Annotated in this window: 17 protein-coding genes; 7 read left to right on the forward strand and 10 right to left on the reverse strand. The window is 60.8% G+C overall.

The window, feature by feature from the left end; translation table 11 throughout:
• The first annotated feature begins 30 nt into the window (after positions 1-30).
• The 5 genes from RMR04_RS27130 to rfbA all read left to right on the forward strand — a co-directional run bounded on the left by RMR04_RS27130 (position 31) and on the right by rfbA (position 4,576).
• The gene (locus tag RMR04_RS27130; protein WP_311911633.1) at positions 31-936 is read left to right on the forward strand and encodes a glycosyltransferase; all 906 of its coding nucleotides are present in this window, start codon (positions 31-33) and stop codon (positions 934-936) included.
• Positions 937-1,159: 223 nt separating this feature from the next.
• Positions 1,160-2,215: a dTDP-glucose 4,6-dehydratase gene (gene rfbB, locus RMR04_RS27135; protein ID WP_311911634.1), complete on the forward strand. Its 1,056-nt coding sequence runs from the start codon at positions 1,160-1,162 to the stop codon at positions 2,213-2,215.
• Between the two features lie 33 nt (positions 2,216-2,248).
• Positions 2,249-2,806 carry a dTDP-4-dehydrorhamnose 3,5-epimerase gene (gene rfbC, locus RMR04_RS27140; protein ID WP_311911635.1) on the forward strand — a complete coding sequence of 186 codons (558 nt, stop codon included), beginning with the start codon at positions 2,249-2,251 and terminating at the stop codon, positions 2,804-2,806.
• A 6-nt stretch (positions 2,807-2,812) separates the two neighbouring features.
• Positions 2,813-3,703, forward strand: coding sequence for a dTDP-4-dehydrorhamnose reductase (rfbD, locus tag RMR04_RS27145; RefSeq protein ID WP_311911636.1), 891 nt, complete (start codon positions 2,813-2,815; stop codon positions 3,701-3,703).
• Positions 3,704-3,709: 6 nt separating this feature from the next.
• A complete protein-coding gene (gene rfbA, locus RMR04_RS27150) occupies positions 3,710-4,576 on the forward strand; it encodes a glucose-1-phosphate thymidylyltransferase RfbA (protein ID WP_311911637.1) in 867 nt (288 codons plus the stop codon).
• Positions 4,577-4,647: 71 nt separating this feature from the next.
• Here the strand turns inward: rfbA and RMR04_RS27155 are convergent, their stop codons facing one another.
• The gene (locus RMR04_RS27155; protein WP_311911638.1) at positions 4,648-6,660 is read right to left on the reverse strand and encodes a hypothetical protein; all 2,013 of its coding nucleotides are present in this window, start codon (positions 6,658-6,660) and stop codon (positions 4,648-4,650) included.
• Between the two features lie 36 nt (positions 6,661-6,696).
• Between RMR04_RS27155 and RMR04_RS27160 the strand changes: the two genes are divergently transcribed.
• Entirely contained in the window at positions 6,697-6,924 is a 228-nt protein-coding gene (locus RMR04_RS27160) for a hypothetical protein (protein WP_311911639.1), read from the forward strand.
• A 79-nt stretch (positions 6,925-7,003) separates the two neighbouring features.
• On the opposite strand, the gene RMR04_RS27165 is transcribed toward RMR04_RS27160, so the two are convergent.
• From RMR04_RS27165 to rfbF, 9 genes are read right to left on the reverse strand one after another with little or no spacing between them, the layout of a single operon-like run.
• Positions 7,004-7,984: a glycosyltransferase family 2 protein gene (locus RMR04_RS27165; protein ID WP_311911640.1), complete on the reverse strand. Its 981-nt coding sequence runs from the start codon at positions 7,982-7,984 to the stop codon at positions 7,004-7,006.
• Positions 7,985-7,988: 4 nt separating this feature from the next.
• Positions 7,989-8,702 carry a class I SAM-dependent methyltransferase gene (locus RMR04_RS27170; protein WP_311911641.1) on the reverse strand — a complete coding sequence of 238 codons (714 nt, stop codon included), beginning with the start codon at positions 8,700-8,702 and terminating at the stop codon, positions 7,989-7,991.
• A 7-nt stretch (positions 8,703-8,709) separates the two neighbouring features.
• Positions 8,710-9,459, reverse strand: coding sequence for a class I SAM-dependent methyltransferase (locus RMR04_RS27175; RefSeq protein WP_311911642.1), 750 nt, complete (start codon positions 9,457-9,459; stop codon positions 8,710-8,712).
• Between the two features lie 7 nt (positions 9,460-9,466).
• Entirely contained in the window at positions 9,467-9,856 is a 390-nt protein-coding gene (locus RMR04_RS27180) for a GtrA family protein (RefSeq protein ID WP_311911643.1), read from the reverse strand.
• A complete protein-coding gene (locus RMR04_RS27185; RefSeq protein ID WP_311911644.1) occupies positions 9,853-10,770 on the reverse strand; it encodes an NAD-dependent epimerase/dehydratase family protein in 918 nt (305 codons plus the stop codon). The genes RMR04_RS27180 and RMR04_RS27185 overlap by 4 nt, the downstream gene beginning before the upstream one ends.
• Positions 10,767-11,669, reverse strand: a complete 903-nt coding sequence (locus tag RMR04_RS27190; RefSeq protein ID WP_311911645.1) for a transketolase family protein — start codon at positions 11,667-11,669, stop codon at positions 10,767-10,769. Before RMR04_RS27190 ends, RMR04_RS27185 begins: the two co-directional genes overlap by 4 nt.
• On the reverse strand, positions 11,666-12,481 hold the full coding sequence (locus RMR04_RS27195) for a transketolase (RefSeq protein ID WP_311911646.1): 816 nt from the start codon (positions 12,479-12,481) through the stop codon (positions 11,666-11,668). The genes RMR04_RS27190 and RMR04_RS27195 overlap by 4 nt, the downstream gene beginning before the upstream one ends.
• Entirely contained in the window at positions 12,478-13,542 is a 1,065-nt protein-coding gene (gene rfbG, locus RMR04_RS27200) for a CDP-glucose 4,6-dehydratase (protein WP_311911647.1), read from the reverse strand. The genes RMR04_RS27195 and rfbG overlap by 4 nt, the downstream gene beginning before the upstream one ends.
• On the reverse strand, positions 13,542-14,309 hold the full coding sequence (rfbF, locus tag RMR04_RS27205) for a glucose-1-phosphate cytidylyltransferase (protein ID WP_311915965.1): 768 nt from the start codon (positions 14,307-14,309) through the stop codon (positions 13,542-13,544). Before rfbF ends, rfbG begins: the two co-directional genes overlap by 1 nt.
• Before the next feature lie 503 nt (positions 14,310-14,812).
• Here rfbF and RMR04_RS27210 point away from each other — a divergent pair.
• On the forward strand, positions 14,813-15,496 hold the full coding sequence (locus RMR04_RS27210; protein ID WP_311911648.1) for a class I SAM-dependent methyltransferase: 684 nt from the start codon (positions 14,813-14,815) through the stop codon (positions 15,494-15,496).
• Positions 15,497-15,525: the final 29 nt, after the last annotated feature.

Raw genomic sequence — 15,525 nt, forward strand, 5'->3', positions numbered from 1 at the left:
CGTGATGCTCTCGACAAGGATGACGGCAGGATGACACCGCAAGAGGTGCAGAAGCGAGGCGGGCGGGCCTGCGCGGCGGTGGTATTGTACCACCCGGACCCGGTCTTGCTCGCGCATCAGGCCGAAGGGCTGCGCGGGTGCACCCTTTTCGCCTTTGCCAACGGGCCCGTGGATTCTGGTGCCATTGCAGCCCTGGCGCCGACCGATCTGCGGCTGATATCCAGCCCGGAGAATGTCGGCCTGGGACGAGGCCTGAATGCCGTGATGGAAGCAGCTGCGGAGCAGGGCTTCACCCATGTGATGTTGCTCGATCAGGATAGCGAGCCGCCGGCCGGTATTCTCGAAACCCTCGCCGAGCGCGCCCTCGCGCTGGAGCGCCAGGGCGACATGATTGCCGTTCTGGCCCCTCGCCTCGTCCCACCGCAGGAGGGTCTCTACAAGCAAATCCGCTATGAATGGCGCGGCAAGGCCGGCCCGGGTGACCTTGCAGCAGTCGACTTCGCGCCAACCTCCGGCTCGCTGGTCAGCGTCGCCGCCTATCAGGCGATCGGCCCGTTCAGGGATGACTTCTTCATCGCCGGCATCGACGTCGAATGGGGCTTCCGGGCCTGGGATCGCGGCTGGGGATCTTATGTCGCAACCGATCTCGCGGTCCCGCATCGGTGGGGAGAAAGCGTCGGCCAGGACGAGCTCGGCAAGCCTCAGATCCTACGGCATACGCCGATCCGCAACTACTACTACGCCCGCAATGTGATCGCGGCTGCGCGCCTTCGCCATGTACCGCTGGGTTGGCGGATCAAGTCATGCGCAGGGCTCATCGCCCAGATCAGCCTGCTCGCCCTCAAAGGTCCACCACGGTCGCTATGCCCTGTCCGCGCCGGGATCATCGATGGTTTCAGGGGCCGGCTTGGCCCAGCCCCCGCGGGCGTGGTTTGAACGCGCACTGACGCGTCGCTCCGGGCCGGCAATCGCTTGCGCCCTCGGCCAAAAGCGTGACCGCGCCTTGATCGATGGCCGACAGAATGACCGCGCGGATCGAAGCACAGAACGTCCGATACCGGCCGCGGCGACGGCAAATGCTTGACAGATCATAGGGGGGCTGGTTCTTCCCTGCGCCTGATGGCGTGTAATCAACACTCTGCCCCCGGAGCGAAACGGCGTGTCACTGAAATTCCTTGTCACCGGCGGCGCCGGCTTCATCGGCTCGGCAGTCGTCCGCAAGCTGGTCGGCGAGACCGAGCATCGGGTGTGCGTCGTCGACAAGCTGACCTATGCCGGCAACCTGGCCTCGCTCGCTCCCGTCGCCGGCAGCAATCGCTATCGCTTCGAACAGGCCGATATCGGCGATGGCGAGCGCATGCGCGCGATCTTCGCCGATTTCGACCCCGACATCGTCATGCATCTGGCCGCCGAGAGCCATGTCGACCGTTCGATCGACGGGCCGGGCGACTTCGTCCAGACCAACATCGTGGGCACGTTCGCGCTGTTGCAGGAAGCACTCCGGCACTGGCGCGGTCTCGACGAGGCACGCAAAGCCGCCTTCCGCTTCCACCATATCTCGACCGACGAGGTTTTCGGCTCGCTCGGCACTGAGGGCTTTTTCCGCGAGGACACGGCCTATCAGCCCAACTCGCCCTATTCCGCCTCGAAGGCGGCGTCCGACCATCTCGTGCGGGCCTGGTACCACACCTATGGCCTGCCGACGCTGATGACCAATTGCTCGAACAATTACGGGCCGTATCACTTCCCGGAGAAGCTGATCCCGCTGATGATCATCAACGCGCTCGAGGGCAAGCCGCTACCGGTCTATGGCAATGGCCTGAATGTGCGCGACTGGCTTTATGTCGACGACCATGCCGACGCGCTGCTGAGCGTGGCGCAAAAGGGCGCCGTCGGTGAGACCTACAATATCGGTGGCCATAACGAGATGGCCAATATCGACGTGGTCAAGGGCATCTGCGCCCTGCTCGACGAGCTCAGGCCCGATCCCGCCGGCTCGCGCGAGCGCCTGATCACCTACGTCACCGACCGGCCTGGCCATGATGCGCGCTATGCGATCGACGCCGGGAAGATCGGCCGCGAACTCGGCTGGACGCCGAAGCAGACCTTCGAGACCGGCTTGCGCCATACCGTCGAATGGTATCTGGCCAATTCCGGATGGTGGGGAGACATACGCAGTGGCGTTTATCGCGGCGAGCGCCTCGGCGCGGCCTGATTTCAGCCACGAACAGGATCGAGACCCCGCCCCATGTTGAGCGTCGAAGCCACCGCCATCCCGGATGTGAAGCTGATCTCGCCGAAGAAATTCGGCGATCATCGCGGCTTCTTCTCCGAGACCTATAATCGCGCGAGCTTCAAGGACGCCGGCATCGACCTCGAATTCGTGCAGGACAACCATTCCCTGTCGGCGACCGTCGGCACGCTGCGCGGGCTGCACTTCCAGTCGGCGCCCTTCGCGCAGGACAAGCTGGTGCGCGTTGCCAAGGGCCGCATCCTCGACGTTGCCGTCGATATCCGCGCCTCCTCGCCCACATTCGGTCGCCATGTCGCTGTCGAGCTCTCGGCCGAGAACTGGAAGCAGCTCCTGGTTCCGGTCGGCTTCGCGCATGGCTTCATCACGCTCGAACCGGATACCGAAGTGCTTTACAAGGTGACCGCGCTCTATGGCCCGCAGAACGACCACGGCATCGCCTTCGACGATCCGGCGCTGGGCATCGACTGGCGCATCCCCCATGACCGGCTCGTCCTCTCCGACAAGGACCGCAAGCATCCGCGCCTTGCCGACCTGCCGCGCTATTTCGGCTGAAGCGCCATGAGGATCGCGGTCACCGGACAGACCGGCCAAGTGGTGCTCGCCATGCTGGAGCGAGCGCCGGCAGGTGATGTCGTCATCCCGCTCGGCAGGCCCGGCTTCGACCTGGAGCGGATCGAGACGATCGCCCCCGCTCTTGCGGCCTGCCGCCCCGACATCATCGTCAACGCAGCAGCCTTCACCGCAGTCGACCTCGCCGAGAGCGAAAGCGAGACCGCGATGCTGGTCAATGGGCAGGCCGCCGGCGAGGTCGCCCGAGCCGCTGCCCGGCTCGGCGTGCCGGTGATCCAGATCTCGACCGATTATGTCTTCGATGGAGCTCTGGACCGGCCCTATCGCGAGGATGACGCAGTCGGCCCGATCTCGGCCTACGGCCGCAGCAAGCTCGCCGGCGAGGCGACTGTTGCGGCGGCGACCCCGGACCACGCCATCCTGCGCACCGCCTGGGTCTATAGCCCCTTCGGCAAGAATTTCGTCCGTACCATGCTGCGCCTGGCCGAGACGCGCAGCGAGGTCGGCGTCGTTGCCGATCAGCAGGGTTGTCCAACCAATGCGCTCGACATTGCCGACGCCATCTTCACTGTTGCGAAGAACCTGCTGGCCCGGCCGCAGGATGAGCGCCTGCGCGGCGTCTTCCATATGAGCGCCCTGGGCGAAGCCGTCTGGGCCGATGTTGCCGAGGCGATCTTTGCGCAGCGCGCCGCCGCCGGGGCCGCCCCGGTCGCGGTCAAGCGCATCGCGACCAGCGATTATCCGACGCCGGCAACACGCCCGGCAAATTCGCGACTCGATTGCGCCAGGCTTGCTACCATCCATGGCGTGACGCTGCCTGAGTGGCGCGGATCGCTTTCAAGCTGCCTGACGCGGCTCATGACAGAACAGACGGGATAAACGACGATGAAGGGCATCATCCTGGCCGGCGGTTCCGGAACGCGGCTCCACCCGATGACGCTGGCGATGTCGAAGCAGCTCCTGCCTGTCTACGACAAGCCGATGATCTATTATCCGCTCAGCACGCTGATGCTGGCGGGCATCCGCGACGTGCTGATCATCTCGACTCCGACCGACCTGCCGAACTTCAAGCGCCTGCTCGGCGACGGTTCGGATTGGGGCATGACGCTGAGCTATGCCGAACAGCCCAATCCCGGCGGGCTGGCGCAGGCCTATATCATCGGCGCCGAGTTCGTCGCCGGCGAGCCCTCGGTGCTGATCCTGGGCGATAACCTGTTCTACGGGCACACGCTCCCGGACATGATGGCCTCGGCCGCCGCGCGCCCCAAGGGCGCCAGCGTCTTCGCCTATCATGTGCGCGACCCGGAGCGTTACGGCGTGGTCGATTTCGACGCCAACGGCAAGGCGAACTCGATCGAAGAGAAGCCGAAGGTCCCGAAGTCGAACTGGGCCGTGACGGGGCTGTATTTCTACGATGCCCAGGTCGTCGAGATTGCCAGGAATCTCAAGCCCTCGCCGCGTGGCGAGCTCGAGATCACCGACGTCAACCGGGTCTATCTCGAGCGCGGCGAACTCTCGGTCGAAACCATGGGCCGCGGCTTTGCCTGGCTCGACACGGGTACACCGGACAGCCTGCTCGAAGCCGGGGAGTTCGTGCGCACGCTTGAATCGCGGCAGGGGTTGCGTATCGCCTGCCCGGAGGAGATCGCCTATCGGCAGGGCTGGATTTCCATCGAGGAACTCTCTGCGCTCGGACAGAAGCTCGCCAAGGGCGACTACGGGCAGTACCTGCTACAGGTCGCAAAGGGCTGAGCGTTCGTCCCAGGCAAAACCGGCCCTGCACAAGCCGCGACGCCGCAACCTCCTGAAGCGTCTCACGATTTTTATCGAGCAGGCGTGGCGGTATACAGCGCATACTCGCCCACCCGCGCCACAGCGTCCTTTCGGTCTGGATCGAACGGGGCATCGATAGCCCGCATCACGACGTAATGCGTGATGCCTTCCGCGCGCATGATTGCACGCAGGCTTTCGAGATCGGCGGCCTTTGCAAGCCGCCCGACAACCTCCAGGCGCCGCGCCGCTTCCGCGCCGATCTCCCCCCCAGTCGCTAGCAGAAACCCGGGACAGGATATAAACGCTGGCATACCGCTGAGCGCGATAAGTCGGGCGGCATCATCGATCGTCGTCGAATCGCTGGGTTGATTCGCAACGGCGAACCGGGGAAGTCTCACATTTTGGTTTTGGAGAAGCGGCGCAAATGCCATGATCTCCGGAGCAACCTGCTCGCCATGGGTTGCTCCTACCCATACCCATTGTTTGGCATGACCAATCGAAAGCGCCAGCACGACCAAACTGGGGACAGCGACCGCAGCCAGAGCCGCTAGCGCAGCCTGCCTGGACAGTTGGTTGAGCCAGCCCGCGAGCAAGAGCCCCGCGAATCGGATTGTCCAGATAGCCAGCACCACGACCAGCAACGGCCCCGGACGATGGCGGAATTCTGAAATGTCGCCATTGCGGCCAATCGGGCTTAGCATAATTGTCAGCGTGCCAACAATCAGTAGCAAAAGTGGCAACACATCAATCGAGGAAACCAACCCGCGACGCCAGGCGAGGGCCCCCAATAGCAAAAAGCCTGGCAACCACGGGCCGAGCGTTCCCAGCAATGCAAGCATCACTCCGACGAGCCCCGCTGCGGTCGGTCCTACGCTCGAAAGCAAAACCGCATAGAGGCCATCGATCCGCGCCCCCATCTTTGACGTATGGAGAAACTTCACATAGCCAAAGAGAAATTGCTGAGGATCGCTTGAAAGCAGACGCCATGACAGCAACACCAGAGCGCAGACGAACCCAAGCAGCGCGATACTGAGAAGCATCGGTCGAAATCGCGAGCCTGCTCCCCACCACACTGCTATCGCGCCAAGTGCAATGGCAGGAGCGAGCCAGACGAAGGTATTGGCGCGTGTCAAAAAGCAGGCGCCCGTCAGCAGAAAAGCCAGTACCAACGCACCGACACTGCGCTGCTTCGATGCGCGCACCAACGCTGCAAATGCCGCGCAGCCAATCCCCAGACTGTAAGGCGTGCCGGGAGCCGTTTCGAGCAGCCAAGCAAAGCCAAGGAAGCCGTTATCGAGCGTCCACCGCTCGGGCGTCGGCACGGCCGCGAGCGCGAGAAGAGCGCTTGCGGCAAGCCAGGGACCGCCCAGGGCAAGTCCCAGCGCTACGACACCCAGGCCCATGACCACCATACCAAGTGGTATCCAAGCCAAGGCAGCGGCGTCGAATGGCACAACATCCGCCAACGGCGGCAACAGCGCGACCGGCATCATCGAGGCGTTATGGTAAAGCGGGCGCGGCCAGTCAGCCATCAGAGCCATACCGCGCCCGACCATATCCGGAGCGCTGAATTGCATCAGATTAGTCGTATGAATCAGCAGATCATGCCAGAAATTCAGCTGGCCAGACGCGTGGAATTGGGCAACGCGCGGCGTGACATCGGCGCACCATACGAAGATCACGACCGCGAGAAGGCTTGCAAGAGCGGGCGCTGCGCGCTCAACTGGCTCGTCCCGCGATGGCAATAAAAGACCAACCGCAGCCGGCGCGAGACATGCCAGTGCAATAGCTGGATGGCGCAGCACCAAGCCGTCGATCAGCAACTGCAGATGAGTCACTGCAGCAAACCCGGTGACAAGCATAAGAAAAGGATCGGCTCGCAGGCGCAGTCCGCGGAAAATTAGCTCTCCGGCCCCAAGGCTAAGTAGCAGCACCGTGAGCAGCAGAAGATGAGCAGCGAGCCCCAGGCCCGGCGCGATAGCCCACAGGGCAGCAGCCAAAATTGGCGGAAGCCAAAGTCCACCACGGCTCATCAGAACCCTATCCATCCGAACTTCAGTCAAAACACGCTTCTTCCCTCGCTAGCGGGGGACAGTTGCATGGACGGCGCCCACCATGTCAGCCCGGCCAATGCCGGCAATGCGGTGAGGCTTGCCACGATCGTCGGCACACCAATGCCAATGAATGGGGCCGCCAAGCTGACAGCAAGAACGAATGGGCTGAAAAAACTCGGCGTTCCGCGAGCCACCAGAAGCCCGCAGGCCATCAGGGCGAAAAATAAAAGAATAATCCAATTTAAAGCAGCATCAGATAAGCGATTCCGATAGCAATTTAACCGGAACGGCCACCCTATAACAGCCACACCTACTATGGTATAGGAGAGTATCAGCCAAAATTTTGACGCTATCATTTCTTGTAGTGATTTTCAGATGCTTCCGGCACGAGATCAACATTGATCCTCTCTCGCTCTACAACCATCGGACCTCGACGTACTTGCGCATGAATAGCCGTGATGTATTCACCCATAAGGCCAATAAACATGAGCTGAACACCCGAGAAAAAGAACAGCGCGATGATAATCGTCTGCGTACCGGCAGGCGCAGAGCCCTGTGATAGCAACGCCAAAACGAAGATAACGAGTGCGTAGAGAAGCGCAAGGCTGGCTACACCAAATCCGAGAAAACTACATGCGCGCATCGGAGCATCGGTAAATGAAAATATACCATTCATAGCCTGATCGATTAGGCGGAGAGCATTGTTTTTCGAAATGCCACGCTTACGCGCTTTCCAAGTATAAGGAATAATAAGCCTCCGGAATCCTGCCGAAGCAATAATGCCCCTTATATAGGGATACTGGTCACGATGACTGACGACAACCTCCCAGACCTTCCGGTCGATCAGTTGAAACTCCCCGACATTCTCCGGAATTTCAAATTCTGACAATGTGTTGACGATACGATAGAAAATGCGCCGACACGTGCGCAGCGCCCAAGTCTCCTCACGGTTCGCACGCGCGCCAGCCACGACCTCGATGCCATTCTCCCAATGACGGACCATCTCGGGGATCAATTCGGGCGGGTCCTGCAGATCTACCGGCAAGAAAACCAGGATCGCATCGCCTGTCGCATAGCGCAGCGCATTGAAATTTGAGCGAAAGGGCCCGAAATTCCGTGCATTCAGGATAACCTTGACGGCAGGGTCCGCGGCCGCGATGCGCCGGAGAATTTCAACGGTCGAATCCTCCGAGGCATTGTCGGAGAAGATGTGCTCACGCTCATACTGCGCGAGCGGCCCGCTCGGCGCGAATAGCGCTCGCACCGCTTCATGACAAGCCTCAACATTTTCGTCTTCGTTATAGCAAGGGGAAACGATAGAGATGCGCGCCATGGCTTCAGGCCCGCGCCGTCATGAAATGAGATTGTGCGAGCCAGCGCGTGGCGGCGGTCGCCTCCAGTGCGGGCTCGATCGCAAGGCTCGGCTTCACCAGCACTTCAGGCAGGCCCGGCAGAAGGAAGTCGCGCGTTGCAACATCCACATTGCGCCAACCCGCCGCTGGAAGCGCTCTTCGCAGTTCGCCGGGCGTAAATGCCATCTCGTCCGGCTCCAGCCTCGCGAAACGGCGTCCAATCTTTGTGCCAAAAATGAAGGCGCAATACGGGTTGAGGAAATTCGGTTCGACGAAGGCAAGGCCCCCGCCGGGGTTGGTTAAATCGTGCAGCGCGCTCAAAACATCGGGGAGACGCTGCACCAGATGATGCAGGATTCCATTGCCGCACACCATGTCGAACCGACCGAAAGCCATAGGCTTGTCGCCAAGAAGGTCGAACAGCTCATAGCGCAAATTGGGAGCGGAGTGCCTCGCGCGGGCCTCCGCGACAAAAGCTTCACTGATATCGACCGCGACAATCTCCGCGTTGCTGTGTGTCGCGAGGTAAGCCGCCGTCTCCCCCGTGCCGCTGCCGATCTCCAGGACGCGCTGTGCTCCGAAACGCGCAATCTGCGTGACAAACCAATCGCCGCGCCGGCGCATGCGCAACGGCGTGGATCCGACCGGAGCAAAAACCTGATTGAATCCACGCTCGTCCTGCAGGGTGAATCGAGACATGTGACAGTCAGACCTTTCGGGCGACGATACCATAGCCGAGCGGATCAGCCTTTGAGCCCCAGCCGAAGTAGAGGGAAAAATGCGCTAGACCAAGTGCCAGTAGAGCGGGAGGCACCGCCAGCAGCAGCAACGGCAGGCGCCAAGGATGGGATGGCTTGGCGAGTCGCATGCAGACGACAATCAGTTTGTTGGCGATCACGGCTAGATCGTCGCCGCGCTCTTCAATCGTCACGCTGTCGAAGCTCGAGAATATGCGCGCAAGACGATAGCGCGTGAAGCGATGATAATCATGCGGCGCGTGATGCACGCGAGCCGAGAAGGGCACCGTGGCGACCAGCGTGCCGCCCGGCTGCAACACGCGGTACATCTCCGATATCAGAGCCACCGGATCCTCCGCATGTTCCAGAACCTCTGTGCAGAGGATGCATTCCTGGCTGCCATTCGCGAAAGGAATGGTAATGCCGTCGAAATCCACGATCTCGGGGTGGCGCCGCATACCGAAATCATCGGCCGCGGGGACATCAAGCCCTGTATAGTGCACGGTCTCTGGCAAAAGGCTGCGAAAAGGCATTTCTCCGCAACCGACATCCAGCACGTTGCCCTGCATCTCAGCCAGATGTGGCACCAGGAAGCGCGTACAGGTCAGCAACTGGAGATCCAGCGTCATGCGCGCGGCAAAGGCGATCCGGCCCAGTGCTCCCGCGTTCCGCCGAATCGGAATGGGCTTGAACTCCTCAACGACGGATGTTTTGCTCATAGCGTTCTCATGGCGCGGGGCGCGGCGCCTGTCCACGGAAAACGAAACCGCGCAAACCCAAATAGCCGCATGTAGCCAGTACGGGGAGGAGAACAGCCTGCGCGATCAGCGGGCCGAGCCCAATCCATCCCAAGAGACGGAGCAGGACGAAATTCAAACTGCCGAGGGCGACGTAGAAAACCAGGAAGCGCGGCAATAGGCGGCGCGAAGTACTGCCGAATACCAATCCGCCATAGCTAAAAAAATTGAAGAGGAAAGCGAGCCCCGTCGCTCCTGCAACTGCAAGCCAAAGGGGCGTTCCAGCCAGCACGAGCACCGCATAGCTCACATAGCCGAAGGCCGTATTCAGCCCACCCACAGCCAGAAAACGCAGAATTCGCCACCACTCCGCAGTCATCTCGGGTGTGCTCGGTACCACTCGACCGTATCGGCAAGCCCAGTATCTATGTCGATACGCGGCTCCCAACCCGTTGCAGCACGCAAGCGTGCATTGTCGGCCTCCATATGCATAACTTGATCCGGTCGAAACGGTATCTCCCCGAAGACCAGTTCCATGCCCGGCGCGGTGAGATCGCGAATGCGCTCGACGACATCGCGTACCCGTACCGCCCGTCCCGAGCCAAGATTAAACACACCTGCAGCGGACTCGGTCGTAGCAACCGCCAGAATGCCGCGGGCGACGTCCTCCACATGCAGCCAATCCCAGCTTTGCGTGCCTAGCGTCGTTTTCGGTCGGCGCCCAGCCAGCATTTCGTTCACGAGCATTGGGATCAGCCAACCGTCATTGTCGTCTGGTCCGTAAGTCGAAAATAGACGCAGCCAAGCATGCCTGATACCCGCCTGCGCTGCGAGTTGCCGTGTCAGGAAAAGCGAGGCCACTTTGGCAGCGCCGTAGAGCGTCGTCGGCTCGGGCAAAACATCCTCGCGCATCGAGGATCCTGCTCCGTATTCGCCTTGGCTGCCAACACCAACGAAGCTATTCACTCCGGCAGCGACACAAGCCTCGACCAGCGCACAAGCAGCCTCGACATTGTCAGTGATCTGTCGGCGGTCAAATCGAGCTGCATTCGCCACCCCAGACCAAGCCAAGTGGAGCACAGCGTCAGGGCGATACTTGGTCATGGCTGCCGTCAGTGCCGCCTGATCGCGCAGATCGATCTCAAGCCGTGCGAAGCGCCCAGCCAGCTGAGCGAGGCGTGGCGCGGGCGAGCCTGGCCTGATGGCTGCTGCAACCTCGTGCCCATCTTCGAGAGCGACTCGCAATGTCTCTGCGCCGACGAACCCGGTTGCTCCGGTAAGAAAGAGCTTCACAGCAAACGGGCCGCGTGGTCTTCGATCGAGCCCAACCGATCCAGCAGCCAAGCTTGACTGCCAATCTGGCCGCTTAACGCATCCGTCACGCCAAACTTGCCGAAGCGTGGCGAGAGGCCATGTGTGAGTAGCAGATCAGCGACGCGGCTGCCGAAGCCGCCGCTGATATTATGTTCCTCAATCGTGAGAATGGCACGATGCGATCGTGCAACTTCCAACACCGCCGCCTCATCCAACGGGCGAAAGCCGGGGAAGCTCAGCACGCTGGCAGAGATCCCGCGCCCGGCGAGCGCGTCAGCCGCCGAGAGCGCGCGACCAAGGATCGGTCCAGTCGCAAGCAGGGCGATGTCGGTCCCCGCACGCAGCGTGACCGCGCGTGCCAACTCAATCACTGTACCGGGAGCATGCAAAGCAGGCTCGCCCGAACGTCCGAGGCGGAGATAGGCCGGACAGCGGCGGTCGAGAAGCTGAGGCAACAGTGCCATCGCTTCGAGCGGGTCGGCTGGGCAGGCCACCACCATGTTGGGCAGCATCGCCATGATGCCAAGATCCTCGACGCCATGATGCGTATAACCCTGCGCACCATAAGCGAGGCCACCGCCAACCGAGATCACCGTCACGGGCAGATTGTGATAGCACACGTCATTGCGCAACTGTTCAAGGCAGCGCAATGTCGGGAAATTCGCGATCGAATAGAGCACCACGCGACGCCCCGAGAGGGCGAGGCCTGCCGCGATTCCAACCATAGCCTGCTCGCAGACTCCGACATTGGCATATTGTGTTGGCAAGGCCTCGGCGAAGCGCTCCAGCACCGAGTAGCCCAGATCGGCCGTCAGTAGCATCACATCGGGGTTGGCGTGCGCGTAAGCGGTCAGCGCGTCGATCGTCTCGGTTCTCATGCCACCTCTTCCAACTCAGCCAATGCGGCTTCGAGCTGCGCGACATCCGGGTTGCGATAGTGCCAGAGCAATTGGCCTTCCATAAACGAGATACCCTTACCCTTTATCGTGTGCGCCACGATCGCAGTCGGTCGACCTTCGCGTGGAGGCGGGCCCGATAGCGTTTCAACGAGCGCGGCATGGTCATGACCGTCCAGCTCGTGCACCCCCCAGTTGAATGCACGGAACTTCTCGGCAAGGGGATGCAGATCGCTCACCTCGGCGACGCTGCCGAAGCTCTGAATCTTGTTGTAGTCCACGATCAAGGTAAGATTGGACAGGCGGAAATGCTGCGCGAATTGGATCGCTTCCCAATTGGACCCCTCATCGAGTTCGCCATCGCTAACCACGCAGAAGCTGCGCCAGGAGGCTCCTGAACGCTGCGCGGCCAGTGCCATCCCGGCAGCCACCGGCAATCCATGACCTAGCGAACCCGTCGAAAGCTCCACACCCGGCACCATCGTAGTGACATGCCCCGCCAAGCGGCCGCCATCGGCGGAGTAAGTGTCGAGCTCAGCCAGAGGCAGGAATCCCTTTTCGGCAAGCGCCGCATAAACAATCGCGGCGGCATGCCCTTTGCTCACGATAAGGCGGTCGCGCTCGGTCCAGTCCGGGCGCGTGGAATCGATGCGCATGATGCCGCCATAGAGCACGGCCATGATGTCAGCCATCGACAGGCACGAGCCGACATGGGAGGCGCGAGCACGGTGCGTCATGCGCAGCGCGTGGCGACGTAGACGGCGGGCCAGAGCTTCCGTATCGATTTGTTTCATGCCGCCCTTGTTCCCATCATGGCGATCTGCGCGCGGGTCAACGCCACGACATCTTCGCCGCGCAACCACGCACCATACCAGTCCGCCGTCATTGCCACGGTTGCAGCAAAATCAAGCCTGGGCGTCCAGCCGAGGCGCGCCCGCGCTTTACTGCAATCGAGGGCCAATAGCTTCGCCTCGTGCGGCGCGCCAGAATCCGGCGTGATCTCGATACGGCCTTGCCCCAGAGCGCGCACCATGGCTTGCGCCACATCGAGTACCTGACGATTCTCCGCAGGGTCAGGGCCTATATTCCACGCCTCATCAAAACCGTCACGGCCGGTCCATAGATGCTCTGCGAGCATCAGGTAGGCCGAAAGCGGCTCGAGTACATGCTGCCAAGGCCGAACCGCTGTGGGGTTGCGCAGCCGAACCAGAGCGTCATCGCTCAGACAGCCGCGCACGATGTCGGGGATCAATCGGTCAGCCGACCAGTCACCGCCGCCGATCACGTTGCCCGCGCGCAGTGTCGCGATGCGGGCAGGATGCTTACCCGGGCCGTAGAAGCTGCGCCTCATGGAGATAGCGGCAAGTTCAGTGCAGCCCTTGCTGGCGCTATAGGGATCGTGCCCTCCAAGGGTATCTGTCTCGCGATATCCCCATTCCCATTCACGATTCTCGTAGGCTTTGTCGCTTGTCACGATAAGCACCGCGCGCGTTGCGTCGCACTTGCGCAATGCGTCGAGCAGCGACACCGTGCCGAGAACATTGGTCGCAAATGTCTCGACCGGCTCAGCATAGGAGTGCCGCACCAACGCCTGGGCAGCCATGTGGATGACCACCTCCGGCCTCGCCTCGGCGATCAGCGCGTCGAGCGCTGCTCGGTCGTTGATATCGGCTTGAACGAAGCGGCCGCGCGTCTTCAGGTCGAGCAGATCATGCAGGTTGGGCGAGGTGATCGGAGGAAGTGCCAGACCTGAAACCTCGGCCCCCAATTCAGCTAGCCAGAAGGCAAGCCATGCGCCTTTGAACCCCGTCTGCCCGGTAAGCAAGACGCGCCGCCCTGCCCAGAAAGAAGCCATCACCACTGCTTCCAGGGTGGACTTCCCGAAGCCCAGAGCTGCTCAAGATAAGTCCGGTCACGGATCGTATCCATGGGTTGGAAAAAGCCTTCATGACGGAAGGCGTGCAAGTCGCCATCTGCAGCAAGCCGCTCCAACGGCTCTTGTTCCCATACGGTTGAATCGCCAGCAATGAGCCGGCCGACCAGAGGAGAAAGAACGAAAAATCCCCCGTTTATGAAGCCGCCCTCGCCCTTCGGCTTTTCGCGGAAGCTCATCACGCGGTCGCCCTCCAAATCGAGAATGCCGAAGCGAAGGGGAGGATAGACAGCTGTCACTGTTGCCAGCTTTCCATGCTTGCGGTGGAAACGGATCGACTCTCCAATATTGACGTCGGAGACACCGTCTCCATAGGTCAGACAGAAGGCATCGCCCTCGATAAGGTCCAATACCCGAGCAAGGCGCCCACCGGTCATTGTGGCTTCGCCCGTGTCGATCAAAGTGACTCGCCAGTCTTCTGCCTCATTGCGATGCGTCGTCATTGAATGAGCGGCCAGATCGAAGGTCACATCGGACATGTGCAATGTATAGTTCGCAAAAAATTCCTTGATCAGATGCCCCTTATATCCAAGGCAAACGATGAAATCTGTCACGCCATGCGCGGCGTACATCTTCATGATATGCCATAGGATAGGCCGCCCCCCGATTTCGACCAGAGGCTTCGGCTTCACCAACGTCTCTTCGCTGAGACGAGTACCGAGCCCTCCAGCTAGAATTACGGCCTGCATATCAAATCCCAATCGCACAACCTCACGAAGCGCGGGAACAGCTACCTCAGCCATGGGCGAACATCAATTGCGGCGCGAGAGCTGGCTTGATCAAACTGCACAGCTCGGCTGAGTGGCGTTTAGGCCAGAAAAGAGGCCATGACGAGATGCGTGCGCCGGAACCACAGTCCGGCTTTCACGGAAGGTGGCGTTGGCTTCAATCAGGGCGAGTAGACGCCGGCCAAGTTCGGCCTCAAAGACCGCATAAGGCCAGAAATGGAACGCAGGAGTCGCCCCTGGAATAGTGTTGTCCGAGGCATCGTCTGCGGTCAGATCGACGCGATATGGCAGACTGATGCATGCGCCACGGACTTTGCGCCAAAGCGGCGCGACTGAGGCAGCCGCGGTGGCCCATTCGGGAACGTCATAAACAATTCCCTCGCCCGTTTGTTCTGATTGAGAAATTTTAAATTGCGCAGGCGCGCGGCCGCGTCATGTGTTATTGCCGCAGGCTCCTTGGAGGCATGAGCTTGATTATCTGTTCGATCTGCGGAAATGACGAGTTTGAAGACACAACGATCCTATGGCCCGCTCTAATCGAGGAGTGGGAGATATCGACCGAGGAGGCGGATTATATTAATCGCCAGCAAGGCACGCATTGCGTAAGGTGCAAAGCAAATCTTCGCGGTGTTGCGCTCGGAAACGCCATTCGCGAGGTTGTCGGAACAGGAGAGCCGCTGACGAGATTCGTCAAGACTTCCTCCGCTGGTCGCCTGCGTGTTCTGGATATCAATGGGACCGCAGCTTCTGAAGTCTTGTCCGCTCTCCCCGGGTATGTGCGAGCTGATTACCCCGACGTTGATATGCAGGCTATGCCATTCAAGGCGGCATCCTTCGATGTCGTCATCCATTCGGACACACTTGAACATGTTCCGCGTCCATTGGATGGACTAAAGGAATGCCGCCGCATTCTGGCTCCGAATGGTCATCTTTGCTATACTGTTCCCATTATCGTCGGCAGGATGACGAGAAATAGACAGAATTTGCGGCCCAGTTACCACGGCAATCCGGAGGAGTCCGGCTACGACTTCATCGTTCAAACCGAGTTTGGCGCAGATGCTTGGACATTCCCGCTCCAAGCTGGATTCTCTTCTGTGAAGATCAACACGGTATCATTCCCAGCCGCAACAGCTCTGACAGCTTGTTAATAACCCTTCCGGCGACTTCGTAAGCATTG

The organism is Bosea sp. 685 (assembly GCF_031884435.1).
In the GTDB taxonomy this organism is placed as follows: domain Bacteria; phylum Pseudomonadota; class Alphaproteobacteria; order Rhizobiales; family Beijerinckiaceae; genus Allobosea.